The organism is Micromonospora sp. NPDC047762 (genome assembly GCF_043204655.1).
Lineage (GTDB): Bacteria > Actinomycetota > Actinomycetes > Mycobacteriales > Micromonosporaceae > Micromonospora.
In genome coordinates this window covers 413,785-430,946 of record NZ_JBIDCQ010000002.1, presented here as the reverse complement: position 1 = coordinate 430,946, position 17,162 = coordinate 413,785, and the positions used below count along the sequence as shown (strand labels likewise).

Below are 17,162 nucleotides of genomic sequence, written 5' to 3'. Positions count from 1 at the left end.
GCTGGCCCGTCGTCCGGGTGGCGGACGACGGGCCAGCGCGTGGGCCGGGCGTGTCGGCCCGGTCGTCGACTCGGAGCGGATCAGCTCCGGGCCGAGGTCAGCTCGGCGGGGACTCCCAGGGGGCGCGGAGTGGGTCAGCGCGCGGCGCGGCCGGCCAGGGCGGCGACTGCGGTGTCCGGGTGGTCGCTGAAGACCCCGTCGAGGCCCAAGCCGAGGAAGAGCTCGTACTCGGCGGTGATGTCGCCGCGCGCGTTCGGGTCGGCGCCGATCCGGAAGTCCGCCGGGAGGAACTGGTTCTCGGCCCGGAACGTCCAGGAGTGCACGAGCAGGCGCTCCCGGTGCGCGTCGCGTACGACGTTGGTGGGGGCGAGCAGGGCGCCGGCAGCGTTCCGGGGAACGATCAGGTTCTTGTTCGCTCCGATGCCGTCGGCGTACCCGGCGATCCACTTCAGCCCGGCCGGCGTGACCAGATCCTGGTAGGTGCGGGCGTCGCCGGCGACGGTGAAGTCGTACGGGCGGCCGGTCGCGTCGAGCAGTTGGACCAGCTTCACGTCGGTGAGTCGGCTCAGGCGTCGCAGGTTGGCCGTCTCGAACGACTGGATGAAGACCGGCGAGTTCTTCCGGTCCAGCTTGTTCTGCCGCAGCACCCGCAGCAGCGGCTCCTCCAACGGCAGCTTGATCGACGCGAAGTAGCTCGGGTGCTTGGTCTCCGGGTAGATGCCGATGGTGCGGCCCCGTGCCCGCCCCTCGGTCCGGGCCAGGTCGATGACTTCCTGGAGGGTGGGCACCTCGAAGCGGCCGTCGAAGGCGGTGTTCGCCACGCGTACCTGCGGCAGTCGCTCCTTGGCCCGCAGCGTCTTCAGCTCGGCGAGGGTGAAGTCCTCGGTGAACCACCCGGCCACCGCGACACCGTCGATGGTCTTCGTCGTCCTACGGGCCGCGAACTCCGGGCGGGTCGACACGTCGGTGGTGCCGGAGATCTCGTTCTCGTGCCGGGCGACCAGCACGCCGTCGGAGGTGGAGACCAGGTCCGGCTCGATGTAGTCGGCACCCATCCGGATCGCCAACCGGTACGCCTCCAGCGTGTGCTCCGGCCGGTAGCCGCTGGCGCCACGGTGACCGATCACTATTGGTCGGTCGTTGGCCCGGGAGCGGTTCGCGTCGGCCGTTGGTTCGGCCGCGGCCATTGTCGGCAGTGCCACGGCGGCGGCGAGCAGAGCGCTGGCCACGCCGAGGGTCGAGAGGGTACGTCGCAACGCCGTCTCCTGTCATCGATGGTCCGGGTAAGCAGACCGCCCGTGATTTGCCAGGAGTTGGTCGATGGCTGGCCGGCAGATGAATCTCCGGAATGCCCGTTCCCACTCCGGGGACGCGGGCGGACAGGAAGATTGTCTGGTGCACCGGTTCTTCCGCAATCCCGTGCGGCTGGTGCCGTTCGCGTTCCTGGTGCCGATCCTGCTCGGTACCGGGTTGCTCATGGCGCGCTGGGCGACCGCCGAACACGTACGCCCACCAGTGGTCACGGCGCTCTTCACCGCCACCTCGGCCGTGTCGGTCACCGGCATGGCGATCACCGACACGCCGAACTACTGGTCCGGCTGGGGCCTGCTGGTGATCACCCTGCTCACTCAGCTCGGCGGCCTCGGCATCCTCACCGTCGCCGCGTTGGTCATCCTGGTGGTTTCCAGTCAGCTCGGACTGCGCAACCGGTTGCTGGTGCAGGCCGAGACGGCGGAGTTCGGCCTCGGTGACGTGGGTCGGCTGCTCCGCCGGATCGCGCTGACCGTCTTCGCCTGCGAGGCGGTGATGACAGTGCTGGTCGCCGGTCGACTCTGGCTGACCTACGACTACCCGTTCTCCGAGGCTCTCTGGTCGGGCGTCTTCCACGCCGTGCAGGCGTTCAACAACGGTGGCTTCGCGCTCTACACCGATGGCCTGCTGGCCTTCAGCCGTGATCCGTGGGTGTCGCTGCCCCTGGCGATCGGCGCGATCATCGGCGGTCTCGGGTTTCCCGCCCTCTTCGAGGCGGTCCGCGAATGGCGGCAGCCGACCCGCTGGGCGGTGGCGACGAAGTTGACCATCTGGGGCAGCGCGGTGCTGCTGCTGCTCGGCTTCGGTGGCCTGCTCGCCGCCGAATGGACCAACACGAGCACGATCGGCCAGTACGACGTACCCGGGAAGGTCCTCGCGTCGTTCACCCAGATCGCGCTGAGCCGCACCGGCGGCTTCAGCGTCCTGGACATCACCGCTCTCCAGGAGGAGAGCTATCCCCTGCTGATCGTGCTGATGTTCATCGGCGGCGGCAGCGCCAGCACGGCCGGGGGCATCAAGGTCTCCACGTTCTTCCTGCTGGCGTTCACCATCTGGGCGGAGCTGCGCGGTGAGCCCGACGTGACGATCGGGCACCGGCGGGTGGCCACCGCGAGCCAGCGGCAGGCGATCACCGTGGCGCTGCTCAGCGTCGCGTTGGTGATGGCCGGAACCATGTTGTTGCTGCTGTTCACCGAGGGCGTCCGCTTCGTCGCGGCCCTGTTCGAGATCACCTCGGCGTTCAGCACCACCGGTCTGACCATCGGTCTGGCCGCCGAACTGCCGCCCGGCGGCCAACTGGCGCTGACCGTGCTGATGTTCATCGGCCGCGTCGGGACGCTCACCCTGGGGTCGGCGATCGCCCTGAACACCCGACGCCGGCTCTACCGCTATCCCCAGGAGCAACCCATTGTCGGCTAGGACGTGTTCCGGAGGTGTCGGCCGGCCCGCACACCGGAGACACGCCATTGGAAGCAGGGAGGGCCGAGGTGTCGGCTAGACGGGCGGACAGCGGCGGCATCGTGGTGATCGGGCTGGGTCGATTCGGTTGCCACCTGGCCGGGTCGCTGACCCGGATGGACCGCGAGGTGTTGGCGATCGACCGCAGCCCGACGAAGGTGCAGCGCTGGTCGGCGCAGCTCGACCGGGTGGTTCAGGCCGACGCGACCGAGGAGGGAGCGCTGCGGCAGCTGGGCATCACCACTTTCGGGCGGGCCGTGGTGGCCATCGGGGCTTCGGTGGAGGCGAGTGTGCTCACCGTGTTGGCGCTGGTCGAGCTGGGCGTACCCGAGATCTGGGCGCGGGCCACCTCGCAGAAGCACGCCAAGATCCTGGCGTCGGTGGGCGCGCACCACGTGATCTTTCCGGAGGCGGAGACCGGGGACCGGGTCGCGCACCTGATCGTCAGCCGGTTGCTCGACTTCATCGAGTTCGACGACGACTTCGCCATCGCCACCGTCCGGGTGCCGGAGTCCCTGGTCGGGCGCACCCTGCTCGACCTGAGACCGGAGGAGCGCTTCGGGGTACGCGTGATCGGCGCCAAACTGCCGGGCGAACGCTTCCGGTACACCTCCGACGACACCACGCTTGCCCAGGGCGGGGTGCTCATCGTCGAGGGTGGGATCGACCAGGTGCAGCGATTCGCGGGGATGCGCTGACCTGTTACAGCCCCTACGCTGGCCTGCTCACTTCCGGTGACCACGCGGCCCCTTGGTCACCTTCACACTTTTCCCGGGCCACCACCGGCGGCCTTCGCGGGCTTCGCGGGCTTCGCCGGGGCCTTCGCAGGCTTCGGTGGCTTGGCCTTCGACGCGCCGCCGCCCGCGCCGGAGCCGCCGCGTGCCGTCGTCTTCTTCGGCGGGGCCTTCACCGTGGCGGCCTTGGCCGGCGGGGCCGTGGACGGAGCGCTGCCGGCGACGCCGGAAACCCGAACCCCGCAGGTCGCCTCGCCGAGTCGGAACTCGACAGGCAACGGGTTCGCCCCGCTGTACTTGCCGGTGAGGGTCACCTTCTCGGCCGCACCGGGGGCCAGCGTGGTGCGTTGGGCCGCCGGTCGGATCAGCACCGTGCTCCCCTGCTGGTGCACCGGCGCGGGCTCCGCCTTCGTCACCTTCTGCTGCCCGGGGAAGGTGAAGCTCATCGCCCAGTCCCGCAGCTCACGGCCACCGGTGTTGGTCAGCGTCAGCTCGGCGGAGAAGTCGGTGCCGGAGTCGGTGCGCAACGCGTACGCCACCTCGCAGGGCGCCGCCGTCGGCATCCCCATCCGAGCCTCGGTCGTCGGCCGGTCCTCTCCGCTGGCCGGGCTGCGCGAGGTGAACCCCCACATCGCCCCGGTGACAGCGATCAGCCCGACGGCGGCCACGCCGGCCTCCACCCGCCGACGCCGGGTCACCCGCTGCTGCGTCCGACGGTTACGGGTCCGCGACAGCGGCAACGCGTCGGTCGCCGCCGACCAGGGCAGGATGGTGGTACGCGCACTGCCGAGCATCGCCGCGTCCAGCGGCCCGGCGGCCGGGGAGACCGGCACCGCCGCGAGCATGCCGGCCGCCTCGGCGAGCGTCCGGGTCAGCTCGGCGGTGGCCGGCCGGTCCGCGGGTCGCTTGGCCAGGCAGCGTCCGACCAGGTCGGCCACCCCGTCGGGCAGCCCCGGGACGGTGGGCATCGGCTCCGGGTCGTTGTACATGTGGGCGCGCAGCATCTGGGTGGTAGTGCTGGCCAGCCACGGCAGTCGACCGGTGAGCATTCGGTAGAGCAGCAGCCCAACCGCGTACACGTCGGTGGCCGGGGAGACCTGACCGTTGTCCAGCCGCTCCGGGGCGAGGTACGCGGGAGTGCCCAACAGCGCGCCGTCCGGACCCTTCTCGCTCTCCCCGACGAGCGCGGAGATGCCGAAGTCGACCACCTTGACGCCGGTCGAGGTGAGCATGACGTTGCCCGGTGTGACGTCGCGGTGCACCACTCCGCGAGCGTGCGCGGTGGCCAGCGCGGAGCTGACCTCGGCGCCGATGGTCACCGCCTCCCGCCACGGCAGTTGGCTCTCCCGACCCAGCCGGCTGGCCAGCGAAGCGCCGTCGACCAGCTCCATCACCACGTACGGCACGGTGAGACCGACCTGCTCGGACTCGCCGTAGTCGTACACATTGGTGATGTTGGGGTGGCAGAGCCGCGCGGCGGCCTGCGCCTCGATCCGGATGCGGTGGCGGAAGGCCCGGTCGCTGGCCAGCCGGGAGGCCAACACCTTCACCGCGACCTGGCGACCCAGCACCTCGTCATAGCCACGCCAGACCACCGACATGCCACCCGCGCCGAGCTGCTCGATCAGCCGGTACCGCTCATCGAGCAACTGCGCGCCGTTCCGGTCCCCACCGCCCATGGTGAGCGATGTTGCCCAGTAACGGCCCGCCTACACCTGGAGTATCGGAATCGGTCAGGATTGTCACCCGATCAGGCGGTGGCCAGCAGTTGGTCAACGGGGGCGTAGTCGTCTGTCAACACCATCGCCTGACCGACGAAGTCCGTCAGCGCCGCACCGGACAGCAGGCTGACCTTCGGGTCCACCTCGGCCAGCCGGGCCCGGACGGCTTCCAGCGGCAACGGCGCGTCGGAGCCGACGATGAGGAAGTTGGAGCCCCGCTCCTCAGCGAGCGCTTCCGGTGGCGCGATCAACGCGACGTGCCCGAACTCGGCGGCCACCGTGGCCAACTCGGCGCGGATGAACCGCAGCGGCGGGTAGTCGATGACGTTCTGCACGTACACGCCGCCGGGGCGGGTCACCCGCCGCACGTCGGCGGCCATCTCCCGGGTGGCCAGGTGCCAGGGCACCACCAGGTGCCCGAACGCATCGCCGACCACCAGGTCACGGCTGTCGGTCGGCTCGGCGGCAACCAGCATCCGGGCGTCACCCACCACCGCCCGCAGGTCCGGCCCCGGCCGTACGCCCAGCTCCTGCTCACCCAGCTCGACCAGCCCGCCGTCGATCTCGAACACCAGGTTGTCGGTGCCCGGTCGGGTCGCGGTCAGGTAGCGCGGCACCGTGAACCCACCGCCGCCCAGGTGCAGCGCGTCCAGGCGCTGCCCGGCCGGCGCGGCGACGTCGCCGACCGCGCCGATCCACTTCGTGTACGCGTACTCCAGGTGTTTCGGGTCGGCGAGGTCCACGTACGAGTGCTGGGCGGAGTTGAGCAGCAGCGTCCGTCCGCTGGGCCGGGAAGGGTCCGCGGTGACCCGGGCGCAGTGGTACGCCGTCTCGATGTCGCACGGGTTGGGTGCCACGGTGCTCAGCCCCGCCCCGGCCAGGCCGAGCACGGCCAGCGCGGCCCGGGCCCGGGCCGGACCGGGCAGCTCGGTGGGCTCCTCTCGGCGCAGGTACCAGCCGAGGCCGATGCCGACCAGCCCGAGCGCGAGCGCCAGGGCAAGCAGGATGACGGTGCTGCGCAGCGCGGCGACCAGCACGAACCCGGTCAGCAGGGTCGCGGTGATGCCGCCCAGGGTGCCGATCCCGGAGAGTCGACCGACCACCTGGCCGGTGCGGCGCAGGTCGGCGAGCTGGAGTTTCACGACCAGCGGGGTGACCGCGGCCAGCAGCGCGGCCGGCACGAACACCGCCAACGCGACCAGCAGCAGGATGCCGCTGGCCGCACCACCGCGCAACACCTCACCGGCGTACCGGACGACGGGCAGGGTGACAGCGGTGGCGATGCCGGCCAGCACCAACGCCGGCGCGAGCAGGCCCCGCGGGTTGCGCCGGTCGGCCAGCCAGCCACCGGACCACGCGCCGTACGCGATGGCGGCCAACGCGATGCCGATCACGGAGCTGGTCACCTGGAGGGTCACCCCGACGTACGGGCCGACCAGGCGCAGGGCGACGGTCTCCAGCACCAGCACGGCACCGCTGGAGAAGAAGACCAGGAACGCGGCCAGGCCGTTGGGCAGCGCCCGGCCGGTGATCGGCACGGGCTGGGCCGGGGGTGCCGGCAGGGCCGCTACGTCGGACGGTGGGGAGCTCATCGTCGCGATGGTACGCAGCGAAGCTGGTGCTCCGGGTCAGTACATCGATAGATGAACATGGTTCGTGTGGGATGCCGCCGGAGAGCCGCTTCCACTGTACGAGCGCCACCCGGTGCCGGGATGCCAGATCTGCCGGTACCAGATCACGTAGAGCACGCCCAGCCGGTCGGCGTTGCGCACGTGCCAGGCGGCCAGGCTGTCCCCGTACGCCTTGTCGCCGCCGGTCGCGTTCTTGTCCTCGAAGCCGTTCGTGGCGGCCGAGAAGTCGCAGGCACGGCCCTTCGGATGCTCGCCGCCGCCACCACTGCGCTTGCAGGAGACGTGCCGCTTGTAGCCGGCCGCCTGGGTCTGCTTGAGCGCGTTGAGGGTGCGCGGAGTGATGCACCCGGAGGTCGTCGGGTCCTTCACCGAGCAGGATTCCGACGGCCAGGACCCGTCGGAGTTACGCGGTGCCGGCTTCGCCGAGGTGGAGCTGCCACCACTGAAACCGTTGCTGCCGCCGGAGCTGACCTCGGCGAGCGCCTCCTCGGCTTCCTTCTTCTTCTTCGCCATCACGGCGAGTTGCTTCTGCTGCTCGCGAACCTCGGCGTCCATGGCCACCTTGGCCTGCTGCGCCTGCAGCCGGGCCTCGGTGAGGTCACGCAGCCGCTTGCTGTCCCGCTGAGCCATCAGGTCGAGGTCGCCCGCGCGTTCCAGGAACGCCTCCGGCGTGGCCGTGTTGAGCAGCATCGAGACAGCGCTCAACCGACCCACCCGGTACGACTGGGCGGCCACCTCACCCACCTGGCTGGTGAGCCCGACCAGCCGACCCTCGATCGTCGTCAGCTCGCCGGTCAGCGCGGTCTGGCGACGCTTGGAGTTGTCCAGCTTGGCCTTGGCCTCGATGTGGCCCCTGGCGGTCAGCTCCAGCGCGTCCCGCAGCTTCTTGCTGCCACCCTCGTCCGGCTCCGCGTACGCGGGCACCGCGGCACCGCCGAGCACCAGCGCGACGGCGGCGAGCACGGCGAACAGAGCGCGGCGACCGAGCCGCGGGCTGAACCTGTTCCTGGGCACGAAAGCGTCCTTCCGTCGACCGCCGGCCCCCGATTGAACGCTGCATGGCGACGCCGGTCGGCGGCCCGCTGGCGGAGACCGCCGGTCACGATACCGGATCGTGGGCCGGTGACCAGCCTGCTGAACCTCAGGCTGCCTCGATGTCGACGCAGCGTTCCAGGGCGGTCGCGCAGCGCGCGGATCAGGGGCTGAGGAGCGCCTCGCGCACGTCGGCCCAGACCTGCTCGTTGGCGGCGACGAGCAGACCGCGGCCGTCGTCGGCGGGGTGGTAGTCGACGCCGTCGAATCGGCGGGCGACGCCCCCGGCGGCACGGACCAGCAGCGTGCCTGGGCCGTGGTCCCAGGGCAGGGTGCGCCAGAAGAGGACGAACTGCTGCTCGCCGGTGAGGATGTCCAGGTACTCCCGACCGGCGCAGTGCTGGCCGGGCAGCAGCTCACCGAGCCGCCGCCCGCCGGCGCGGACCCGGTCGCGGGTCTCCGGCGGCAGGAACCGGGTCATCGCCGCGCCGCGCAGCTCGCCGAGCGGCGGCACCGAGCCGGTGCCGTCCACCGGTCGACCGTTGAGCAGGGTGCCCTCGTCCGCCGAGCCGGAGGCGAGAGTGCCGGCCAGCGGGTCGAGGATCCAGCCGGCGGCCGGTCGCCCGTCGGTCAGCAGCGACACCATCAGGGCGAACGGCCGGCGACCGGCGGCGAAGTTGGCGGTCCCGTCGACCGGGTCGACCAGCCAGACGTCCCCGCCGTCGCGGAGGTGCCGCAGCAACCCCGGATCGTCGGCGACACCCTCCTCGCCGACGACCTTCGAGCCCGGCCGCAGCCGGCGCAGCCCCGCCGAGAGCAGTTCCTCGGCCCGGCGGTCCGCGACGGTGACCACCTCACCGGGCGCCTTCTCCGACACGTCATCGTCGTCGAGCTTGCGGAACAGTGGCAGCACGACCTGGTCGGCGGCCTCCCAGAGCAGGCCGCCGACGTCGTCCAGCAGGGTGTCAGCCACGCGGCGGCAACTTGACCACGCTGACGAAGAACTCGTCGATCTGACGGACCACCGAGATGAAGCGCTCGAAGTCCACCGGCTTGGTCACGTAGGCGTTGGCGTGCAGCTGGTAGCTGCGCAGGATGTCCTCGTCGGCCTGCGAGGTGGTGAGCACCACCACCGGGATCCGGCGCAGGTTCGGGTCTTTCTTGATCTCTTCCAACACCTCCCGGCCGTCGCGCCGGGGCAGGTTGAGGTCGAGCAGGATCAGGTCGGGCGCCGTCACGTCGGCGTACTGACCTTCCCGGCGCAGGTAGGCCAGCGCCTCGGCCCCGTCGGAGACGACGGTCAGCCGGTTACGCAGCTTGTGTTCCTCGAACGCCTCCTGGGTCATCAGCACGTCACCCGGGTCGTCCTCGACGAGCAGGACCTCGATCGGGCTCTTGCCGTCCGCCGGCGCGGTCATCCCACCGTCTCCTTCATGTCACCCGTTCTACCGCTTTCCAGCGTCGGGTCGGCCCGGTCCGGCTGGTCCGGGCCGTCGGCCTGCTCGATCAGCTCTGCCGGAGCCTCGGTCGAGGGCGTCGCGTCACCATCGGTCGGCTCCACCGCGGAATCGGCGGCGGCAGCCGCCGCGACGTCCTCGGGAAGGGCCGGCAGGGTGAACCGGATCGCGGTGCCCTCGGGCACGTCGGTGTCCACCCAGACGCGGCCGCCGTGGTACTCGACGATCTTCTTGACGATCGCCAACCCGATGCCGGTGCCCGGGTACGCGTCCTTCGAGTGCAGCCGCTGGAAGATCACGAAGATCTTGTCGGCGAACTCCGGCTCGATCCCGATGCCGTTGTCCTGGCAGGTGATCTCCCACTCGGCACCCACCAGGCGGGCCGAGACGTGCACCTTCGACGGCACGTCCGGGCGGCGGAACTTGATCGAGTTGCTGACCAGGTTGGCCAGCAGGTTGGTGAGCAGCGGTTCCTCACCCGAGATCGTCGGCAGCCCGGTCCAGGTCAACTCGGCGTCCGCGTACTGCCGGGCGGCCTCGGTCTGGCCGGCCACGTCGCCCATCACCTTGTTGAGGTCGACCTCGACGAAGCCGGTGGTGAGCCGCCCGATCCGGGAGAACGCGAGCAGGTCGTTGATCAGGCGCTGCATCCGTTGCGCGCCGTCCACGGCGAAGGCGATGTACTGGTCGGCCCGCTCGTCGAGCTGCCCGGCGTAACGGCGCTGGAGCAGCTGGCAGAAGCTGGCGACCTTACGCAGCGGCTCCTGCAGGTCGTGCGAGGCCACGTACGCGAACTGCTCCAGGTCCCGGTTGGAACGGGTCAACTCCTCGGCCTGCTTCTGGAGCTGACTGTTCACCCACTCGATGCGCTCGCGGGCGGCCCGGACCTCGGCCAGGTCGGCGGCGATCTTCTGCCGCATCGCGTCCACGTCCTCGCCGAGTTGGATGAACTCCGGCGGGCCGACGGTGGCGATGCGGTGCTGGTAGTCGCCTTCGGCGACCTCGCGGACCTGGTTGGCGAGGCCGGTCAGCGGCCGGACCACCATCCGGTCCAGCGAGAGCAGCAGCACCGTACCGGCGATGACCACCACCAGGGCGGCCACGATCAGCAGGACGACCAGCACGTTGCTGCTGGTACGCACGTTGGCGGCGGTCTGCTCCCGGGCGGCCAGGACCTCCTCCTGGAGGTCGTTCACCGCCGAGCGCACCTCGTCGAACTGTTGCCGGGCAGATTCGGTGACCAACGCCTGCCCGGCGCTGGTGCCGCTCTGCTCGGTGGTGACGATCACCGGCTCCGCGACCGACCGCCGCCACTGCGTGACACGCTCCTCGACGGTCCGCAGCTCCTGGCTGATCTCCGGATAGTCGTCTAGCAGCTTCCGCATCGAGACGATGACGCTCTGCTCCTGGGCGAGCCCTTCCCGGTAGGGGTTCAGGTCGTCCTGGTCGCCGCTGACCGCGTACCCGCGGATCGCCGTCTCCTGGTCGAGCAACGCGTTGAGCAGTTCCTGGGACTGCACCCGCAACGGGCCGGTCTCGTTCAGCACCGCGTCGATCTGGGTGCGGTTGCGGGCGGCCATCGCCGCTTCCGCGCCGGCCAGCCCGATCAACAGAAAACCCACGACGGTGAGCAGGGTGATCACCCGGCGGCGGAGACTCCAGCCGCCGATGACCGGCCTCACCGGCCACCGCCCCGGCTGACCAGCAGCATGGCCACGTCGTCGGCGAGCGGCCCACCGTTGAGCCGCTCGGCCCGCCCGACCAGCCACGCCGGCAGCTCGGGCAGCGACACCGAACGGTTGGCCGGCTCGTCCAGCAAGCCACTGAGGCCCGGCACGTCGAGCCGTTCGTTGCCGGCACCCACCCGCCCCTCGATCAGGCCGTCGGTGTACATCAACAGGGACCAGTCATCGGTGTCGAACTCCAGGTCGTAGGCGATCGGCCGGCGAGGTCGTACGCCCAGCAGCAGGCCGCCGGGCGCGGGCACCGGGGCGACCCGGCCGCCGGAGAGCAGCAGCGGTGGCGGGTGCCCGGCCAGTCGTACGGTGGCCCGGTTGGCGTCCAGGTCCAGTCTGACGGTGGCCACCGTCGCGAAGATCTCCTGGAGGCGGCGCTCGCTCATCAGCACCTGCTCCAGAGCGGGCAGCACCACGTCGTCCGGCACCCGGGCGAGCACCAGGGCGCGCCAGGCCACCCGCAGCTCGACCCCGAGCGCGGCCTCGTCCACCCCGTGCCCACAGACGTCGCCGACGATCAGGTCGAGGCGGTCCGGGTGGGTCTGCACCACGTCGAAGAAGTCCCCGCCGATCAGGGCGGCGTGCCGGCCCGGCCGGTAGAAGGTGTGCACCGCGACCTGGTCGGTGGTCATCAGCGGTTGGGGCAGCAGACCGCGTTCGAGTCGGGCCGACTCGGCCTGGCGCAGCTCGACCTCGCGCAACCGTCGGGCGTTTTCGTCGGCGCGCTTACGCTCCACGGCGTAGCGCAGCGCCCGGGTCAGCAGCACCCCGTCGACCTGGCCCTTGACCAGGTAGTCCTGGGCGCCCTCGGCGACCGCCACGACGCCCAGGTGCTCGTCGGTGCGGCCGGTCAGCACGCAGACCGCGGCGCCGCTGGACATCTCCAACACCTGGCGCAGCCCGTCCAGCCCCTGGGCGTCGGGCAGACCCAGGTCGAGCAGGACGCAGTCGACGTTGGTGATTCGCTGCCGCGCCTCGCGCAGGCTGGTGGCGACCAGCAGGTCGATCATCGAGTTCGTCTCGGCGAGCAGCTCACCGACCAGGAAGGCGTCGCCCTCGTCGTCCTCCACCAGCAGCACGCGCAGCCGCTCACCCGGCGGCAGGTTGGCGTGCCGCGCCAGACCACCGTGCGGGTACGGCACAACTGGGGAACCGGCCGAGCCGGCCCCCCGGTGCGGCCGGGTCACCGCCGCGAGACGCGGGAGTTCGCTGGTGATGTCGGGCTCCTTTCGAGTGCCCCGCTGATCCTGTATTAGACAACGGTCGCACACAACACGATGCCTCCGGCGCGGGCGGGGATGGGGCGCATCACTGCTCGGCCGCGGACAAACCGGGCGGCTGATGGACGCCTGACGTACCGGCCATCCCCTCAGCGACCGCCGACGGGCAGGATGATCCCACCCCAGGCCCCACCACCCCCCGAGGAGTTCCCGTGGGAGCACCCACCACCCCGGCCACGACGGGCACGCCACCCCGTCCGGTCCCGGGCGTACCCCTTGCCGACCGCGCGTTGACCCGGCCGCGCCGGCGGCTCGTGGCCGCCGCGGCGGCTCTGGTCGCGCTGGCCGCCGTCGGCGCCGGCAGTCTGCTCGACCTGCGCACCCCCACCCCGAGGTCGGCCGACGCCCCGGCGGACGCGTTCAGCGCCGGCCGGGCGTACGAGGACGTCCAGGTGATCGCCGCCCGGTCGCACGTCGCCGGCAGCCCGGCCAACGAGCAGGTCCGCGCTCACCTTGAGCAGCAGTTGCGGGGGCTGGGCCTGGAGACCGAGGTGCAGGACACCGTGGCACCGGAGGCCGGTCAGCTCAGCGGGGCGGCGGGAGGGGCGACGCTGGCCCGGGTGCGCAACGTGGTGGCCCGGATGCCGGGCACCGACTCGACGGGCCGGGTCTTCCTGGTCGCCCACTACGACTCGGTGCAGACCGGGCCGGGCGGCAACGACGACGCGGCCGGCACGTCGACGATCCTGGAGGTGGCCCGCGCGCTGACCACCGGCCCCCGGCCGCGCAACGACATCGTCTTCGTCCTGACCGACGCCGAGGAGGCGTGCCTCTGCGGCGCGTCCGCGTTCGCCGCCAGCCACCCGCTGGCCGCCGACGGCGGTGTGGTGCTCAACCTGGAGGCGCGGGGCTCCACCGGGCCCGTGATCATGTTCGAGACGTCCCGGAACAACGCGAAGCTGGTGGACATCTTCGGCCGGGCCGCCCCACACCCGGTCGGCACCTCGTTCGCTGTGGAGATCTACCGCGCGCTGCCCAACGACACCGACTTCACCGCCTTCCTCGATCAGAAGTTCGTCGGGCTGAACTCGGCGTACATCGACGGGGGCGCGATCTACCACACGCCGTTGGACACCCCGGCCGCCATGGACCGGGGCAGCCTCCAGCAGCACGGGGACAACGCCTTGGGCCTCGCCCGGGAGTTCGGTGGCACCGACCTGACCGACCTGCGCTCCGGGCACGACGCCACCTACTTCCCCGTCCCCGGCGGGCTGGTCCGCTACCCCGGCTGGCTCACAGTGCCGCTGGCCCTGCTCGCGGTGGCACTGGTGGCCGCCCTGGGCTGGCTGACCCGCCGCAGCGGCCGGGCCAGCACCGGCCGGCTGGCCGCCGGCTTCGCGCTGGCCCTGGTGCCGATCGTCGCCGCGCCGGTCGCCGCCCAACTGCTCTGGCTGGCGATCACCACGATCCGACCGGGGTACGCGGAACTGCTCGACCCGTACCGGCCGATCTGGTACCGGCTGGCCGTCCTGGCGCTCGCCGCCGCCATCCTGTTCACCTGGTACGCGCTGACCCGCCGCCGGATCGGCCCGGCCGCGCTGGCCGTCGGCGGGCTGGCCTGGCTGGCAGTGCTCGGGGTGCTGCTCGCCGTGGCGGTACCGGGTGGGGCGTACCTCACCACAGTGCCAGCGCTGGCCGGCGCCCTCGGCGGGCTCGTCGCGCTGCGTACCCGGCAGACCGGACCGTGGCCGGTGGTGGCGGTGACGGCCGCCGCGGCAGTGGGTGTGGTCATCCTGCTGCCCACAGTGGTGCTGCTCTTCCCCGCGCTGGGGATGGCAATGGGCGGGGTGGCCGCGCTGGTCGCGGTGCTGCTCGGCCTGGTCGCCCTGCCGGTGGTCGACCTGCTGCACCCGCAGGCCGGCGGCCAGCGTGGTCTGCTCGCGCTGCGGGCCCGGCGGCTCGCGGTGCTGCCGGCCGGCGCCGCCGCCGCGGCGGCGGTGGTGCTCGCCGGGGTCGGCCTGGGCGTCGACCGGTTCGACGCCGCCCACCCCGCTCCCACCCACCTGATGTACGCCCTGGACGCCGGCACCGGCCAGGCCCGTTGGCTCAGCCACGAGAGCGACCCGCAGCCGTGGACGGACGGCTACGTGGACGGGGTCACCGATGTCGGCGACGACTTCCCGGGGCTCGGCGACGGTGAGTTGCGGGCCGGACCGGCGCAGTCGGCGAACCTGCCGGCGCCGAAGCTGGAGGTGGTGGCCGACGCCACCGCGGGCGGCGAGCGCACGCTGCGGCTGCGGCTCACCCCGCAGCGGGTGGCCCGGCTCGCCACCCTGCACGTCGACACGTCGACCGCCACCGTGCTGCGCGCCGACGTGGCGGGGCGGTCGGTGCCGGTGGAGCCCCGCGCCGGGAAGTGGGGCTTCGGGCTGGTGTTCCACGCCCCGCCGGCGGAGGGCATCGAGGTCGTGTTGACAGTGCGCCCGATCGCCGGGCAGGTCGCGCTGCGGGCGATGGACGCCAGTGACGGGTTGGACGCGCTGCCCGGCTTCCGCCCCCGGCCGCCGGCCGTCGGCGTCGTCGGGTCGCACAGCTCGGAGATGCTGGCGGTCGCCCGCACCTATCCCCTCTGACGGTTGGAGGTGGTCCGGCGAGTGATTCGTCGCCGGACCACCTTCTCCTCCGGTCAGCCCACCGGCTCCGGTTGGCCGGCACCGATCCGGTGCCAGCGATTACCGTCGCCGCAGCCCACTGAACCGAAAATTTCCCTCCGTCGAGCGGTTCGCGCGCCGCTAGCTGTCGGCGCCGAAGAAGGACCCGTAACGACTGAGGTACAGCGGCCACCCGGTGTCGGTGTCGACGCCGTCCCGAAGCGACTCCCAGCCGGGGCCGTGTCGGTCGATGTTCCGGTGCTCAAGCTCGACCCGGGTCCGAGACGGGGTCTCGGCCACGAATCGGATCTCCACCTCGCTGGTGAGGGCCAGGTTCGTCTCGATCTGCCAGGTCGGTCCGATGTCCCAGCTGAAGACGATCCGGGTCGGCGGCTCGTACGCGAGGATGCGCGCCCACCGGCACTCGCTGCCGTCGGCCCCGACGTCGTAGATGTGCCCGCCGACCCTGGGCTCGAACACGGTAGCGGTGACCGGGACGTCGAGCAGGGTGTGCTCGGGTGGCTTGAAGTCGCCGAACCGCTCGGCGAACACGGTGAAGGCCCGCTCGACCGGTGCGTTGACGACGATCTGGCGGCGCACCATTGCTGTAGCTGCTTGCGTCATGAACTCTCCTCCGTCTCTTCGACGACGTCCTGATATCCGTTGAGCGCTCGACGCCAGAAGGTGTCGAGCTGGTCCCGCAGCGCGCTCAACCCCACCGGACTCAACCGGTAGACCCGGCGGGTTCCCATCGCCTGGTCGATGACGAGGCCGGCACTTTTGAGCACCTTGAGGTGCTGCGACACGGCCGGTCGGCTGATCGGAAGCTCGTCCGCCAACTCCCCGACGGCACAGGGCCGCTCGGCCAGGCGCTGGACGATGGCGAGCCGGCTTGGATCGCCGAGCGCCTCCCAGCCCGAATGTGCTCCGTAAGTCACCACGAACGTAAGCTACGACTTACCGACATGCTCGTCAAGCAGGTCCGCAGATGGAATGGCATTGGCCGTATCGATCTTGTGTGTGAGGCTCCGGGAGTGACTGATCTCGACGTCCGCGCAGCTACCCCGGTTGATTTCGACTTCCTTGTCGACATGCTCGTGGAGGCCGTGAACTGGCTGCCTGAGCGCAACTGGTCGCGCGAGCAGATCCTGGCGAATCCGGCACTGGCGCACTACGTCGCCGGCTGGATGCAGCCGACCGACTTCGGCCTGCTGGCGGTGGATGAGGCTGGGCGGCCGGTCGGCGCGGCCTGGTTTCGCTACCTGACCGCCGCCGACCCTGGCTACGGGTACGTGAGTGACGACGTGCCGGAGTTGACCATCGGCGTGGTGGAGAACTGGAGGGGCCGAGGTGTGGGGCGGGCGCTACTACGGGCCGTTCTCGACGCCGCCCGAGCACGTGGCATCAGCACGGTGTCGCTGAGCGTGGAGCGAGCGAACTTCGCCGCAAGGCTGTACGCCGCCGAGGGGTTCCGCACTGTCGAGTCCTTCGAGGACGCGGACACGATGGTGCGCACCCTTCCATGACACCGTCAGCCGCCCGGGTCGCACACCCGGTCGGTCGCCGGCCGGCTCGACTGCGGCCGGCGTGACAGCCTGGGTGGCTTAACCTGGCTAGCGCGACTGACGCCTTCGACCGCCTGAGCGGGCAAACAGCCGCGCGAGGAGCACCATCATGATGATCACTGCCGGAATGACGAGCAACACCCATGATCCGCCGATCAGATTGCCGGTTCCCAGCAACGCCATCGCGACGCTCTCCCACATCAGCTCACGTCCGCTGAATGGCCGGTTGGTCGTCGGACGTCGATGCCGCTCCTCCCGCAGGAGCCGCACCCCATTGAGTGCGAACAGCAGGGCCAACCCGACGCAGGCCCAGCCCGCCCACACGTTCAGCGAGTCCGGCATGGTCACTTTCCAGCCGTCTGCCGCAGGCACCTGGCGACGATGCCAGTGCCGACGGCCATCGTCGCCAACCCCATGAAGTAGAGCGTGAGCATCCCTTGGAAGAGGGCGTAGAAGATGAGCGGGGCGCCGATACACCACATCACCGCGCCGAACAGGAATTGCCGCTTACTGGCCCGGATCAGTGACGTCAGATTCACGCGGTCATGAGAGCACGCTGCCTCGCGCTTCCGCGTCGGCGGTACGGCCGATCCTCACGCCCAACCTGCGCCGCCCGCCGTAGGCGTCGAAGCCTTCGCTGGGACCG

General features: G+C 71.1%; 16 protein-coding genes. 4 read left to right on the top strand and 12 right to left on the bottom strand.

Translation table 11 applies throughout. From position 1 onward, the window contains the following. Positions 1-134: 134 nt before the first annotated feature. Positions 135-1,256, bottom strand: a complete 1,122-nt coding sequence (locus ACGF3C_RS07540) for a glycerophosphodiester phosphodiesterase (RefSeq protein WP_393219773.1) — start codon at positions 1,254-1,256, stop codon at positions 135-137. Positions 1,257-1,395: 139 nt separating this feature from the next. Here ACGF3C_RS07540 and ACGF3C_RS07535 point away from each other — a divergent pair, with 139 nt between their 5' ends. Then, entirely contained in the window at positions 1,396-2,730 is a 1,335-nt protein-coding gene (locus tag ACGF3C_RS07535) for a TrkH family potassium uptake protein (protein WP_393219770.1), read from the top strand. Positions 2,731-2,798: 68 nt separating this feature from the next. Further along, positions 2,799-3,467 carry a potassium channel family protein gene (locus ACGF3C_RS07530; RefSeq protein WP_393219767.1) on the top strand — a complete coding sequence of 223 codons (669 nt, stop codon included), beginning with the start codon at positions 2,799-2,801 and terminating at the stop codon, positions 3,465-3,467. Between the two features lie 62 nt (positions 3,468-3,529). Here the strand turns inward: ACGF3C_RS07530 and ACGF3C_RS07525 are convergent, their stop codons facing one another. The 7 genes from ACGF3C_RS07525 to ACGF3C_RS07495 all read right to left on the bottom strand — a co-directional run bounded on the left by ACGF3C_RS07525 (position 3,530) and on the right by ACGF3C_RS07495 (position 12,222). Further along, the gene (locus ACGF3C_RS07525; RefSeq protein WP_393219763.1) at positions 3,530-5,182 is read right to left on the bottom strand and encodes a protein kinase; all 1,653 of its coding nucleotides are present in this window, start codon (positions 5,180-5,182) and stop codon (positions 3,530-3,532) included. 71 nt (positions 5,183-5,253) lie between these two features. After that, positions 5,254-6,816, bottom strand: coding sequence for a fused MFS/spermidine synthase (locus ACGF3C_RS07520; protein ID WP_393219760.1), 1,563 nt, complete (start codon positions 6,814-6,816; stop codon positions 5,254-5,256). A gap of 36 nt (positions 6,817-6,852) precedes the next feature. After that, positions 6,853-7,869, bottom strand: coding sequence for a coiled-coil domain-containing protein (locus ACGF3C_RS07515; RefSeq protein ID WP_393219757.1), 1,017 nt, complete (start codon positions 7,867-7,869; stop codon positions 6,853-6,855). A gap of 181 nt (positions 7,870-8,050) precedes the next feature. Then, the gene (locus tag ACGF3C_RS07510; protein WP_393219754.1) at positions 8,051-8,860 is read right to left on the bottom strand and encodes an inositol monophosphatase family protein; all 810 of its coding nucleotides are present in this window, start codon (positions 8,858-8,860) and stop codon (positions 8,051-8,053) included. After that, positions 8,853-9,305 (bottom strand): response regulator, encoded by a 453-nt coding sequence (locus ACGF3C_RS07505; RefSeq protein ID WP_355005723.1) that lies wholly within the window; start codon positions 9,303-9,305, stop codon positions 8,853-8,855. The genes ACGF3C_RS07510 and ACGF3C_RS07505 overlap by 8 nt, the downstream gene beginning before the upstream one ends. After that, a complete protein-coding gene (locus tag ACGF3C_RS07500) occupies positions 9,302-11,026 on the bottom strand; it encodes an ATP-binding protein (protein WP_393219749.1) in 1,725 nt (574 codons plus the stop codon). The genes ACGF3C_RS07505 and ACGF3C_RS07500 overlap by 4 nt, the downstream gene beginning before the upstream one ends. Next, positions 11,023-12,222, bottom strand: coding sequence for a PP2C family protein-serine/threonine phosphatase (locus tag ACGF3C_RS07495; RefSeq protein WP_393219745.1), 1,200 nt, complete (start codon positions 12,220-12,222; stop codon positions 11,023-11,025). The genes ACGF3C_RS07500 and ACGF3C_RS07495 overlap by 4 nt, the downstream gene beginning before the upstream one ends. Positions 12,223-12,512: 290 nt before the next feature. Between ACGF3C_RS07495 and ACGF3C_RS07490 the strand changes: the two genes are divergently transcribed. Beyond that, positions 12,513-14,933 carry a M28 family peptidase gene (locus ACGF3C_RS07490; protein WP_393219742.1) on the top strand — a complete coding sequence of 807 codons (2,421 nt, stop codon included), beginning with the start codon at positions 12,513-12,515 and terminating at the stop codon, positions 14,931-14,933. 159 nt (positions 14,934-15,092) lie between these two features. On the opposite strand, the gene ACGF3C_RS07485 is transcribed toward ACGF3C_RS07490, so the two are convergent. Then, entirely contained in the window at positions 15,093-15,575 is a 483-nt protein-coding gene (locus ACGF3C_RS07485; protein ID WP_393219739.1) for an SRPBCC family protein, read from the bottom strand. After that, positions 15,572-15,892: a metalloregulator ArsR/SmtB family transcription factor gene (locus ACGF3C_RS07480; RefSeq protein WP_366610663.1), complete on the bottom strand. Its 321-nt coding sequence runs from the start codon at positions 15,890-15,892 to the stop codon at positions 15,572-15,574. The genes ACGF3C_RS07485 and ACGF3C_RS07480 overlap by 4 nt, the downstream gene beginning before the upstream one ends. Positions 15,893-15,985: 93 nt before the next feature. Here ACGF3C_RS07480 and ACGF3C_RS07475 point away from each other — a divergent pair, with 93 nt between their 5' ends. Beyond that, the gene (locus ACGF3C_RS07475; RefSeq protein WP_393219735.1) at positions 15,986-16,477 is read left to right on the top strand and encodes a GNAT family N-acetyltransferase; all 492 of its coding nucleotides are present in this window, start codon (positions 15,986-15,988) and stop codon (positions 16,475-16,477) included. An 87-nt stretch (positions 16,478-16,564) separates the two neighbouring features. On the opposite strand, the gene ACGF3C_RS07470 is transcribed toward ACGF3C_RS07475, so the two are convergent. Continuing rightward, positions 16,565-16,888, bottom strand: a complete 324-nt coding sequence (locus tag ACGF3C_RS07470) for a hypothetical protein (protein WP_357230191.1) — start codon at positions 16,886-16,888, stop codon at positions 16,565-16,567. Further along, entirely contained in the window at positions 16,861-17,055 is a 195-nt protein-coding gene (locus ACGF3C_RS07465) for a hypothetical protein (protein ID WP_357230190.1), read from the bottom strand. The genes ACGF3C_RS07470 and ACGF3C_RS07465 overlap by 28 nt, the downstream gene beginning before the upstream one ends. Between the last annotated feature and the right edge of the window lie 107 nt (positions 17,056-17,162).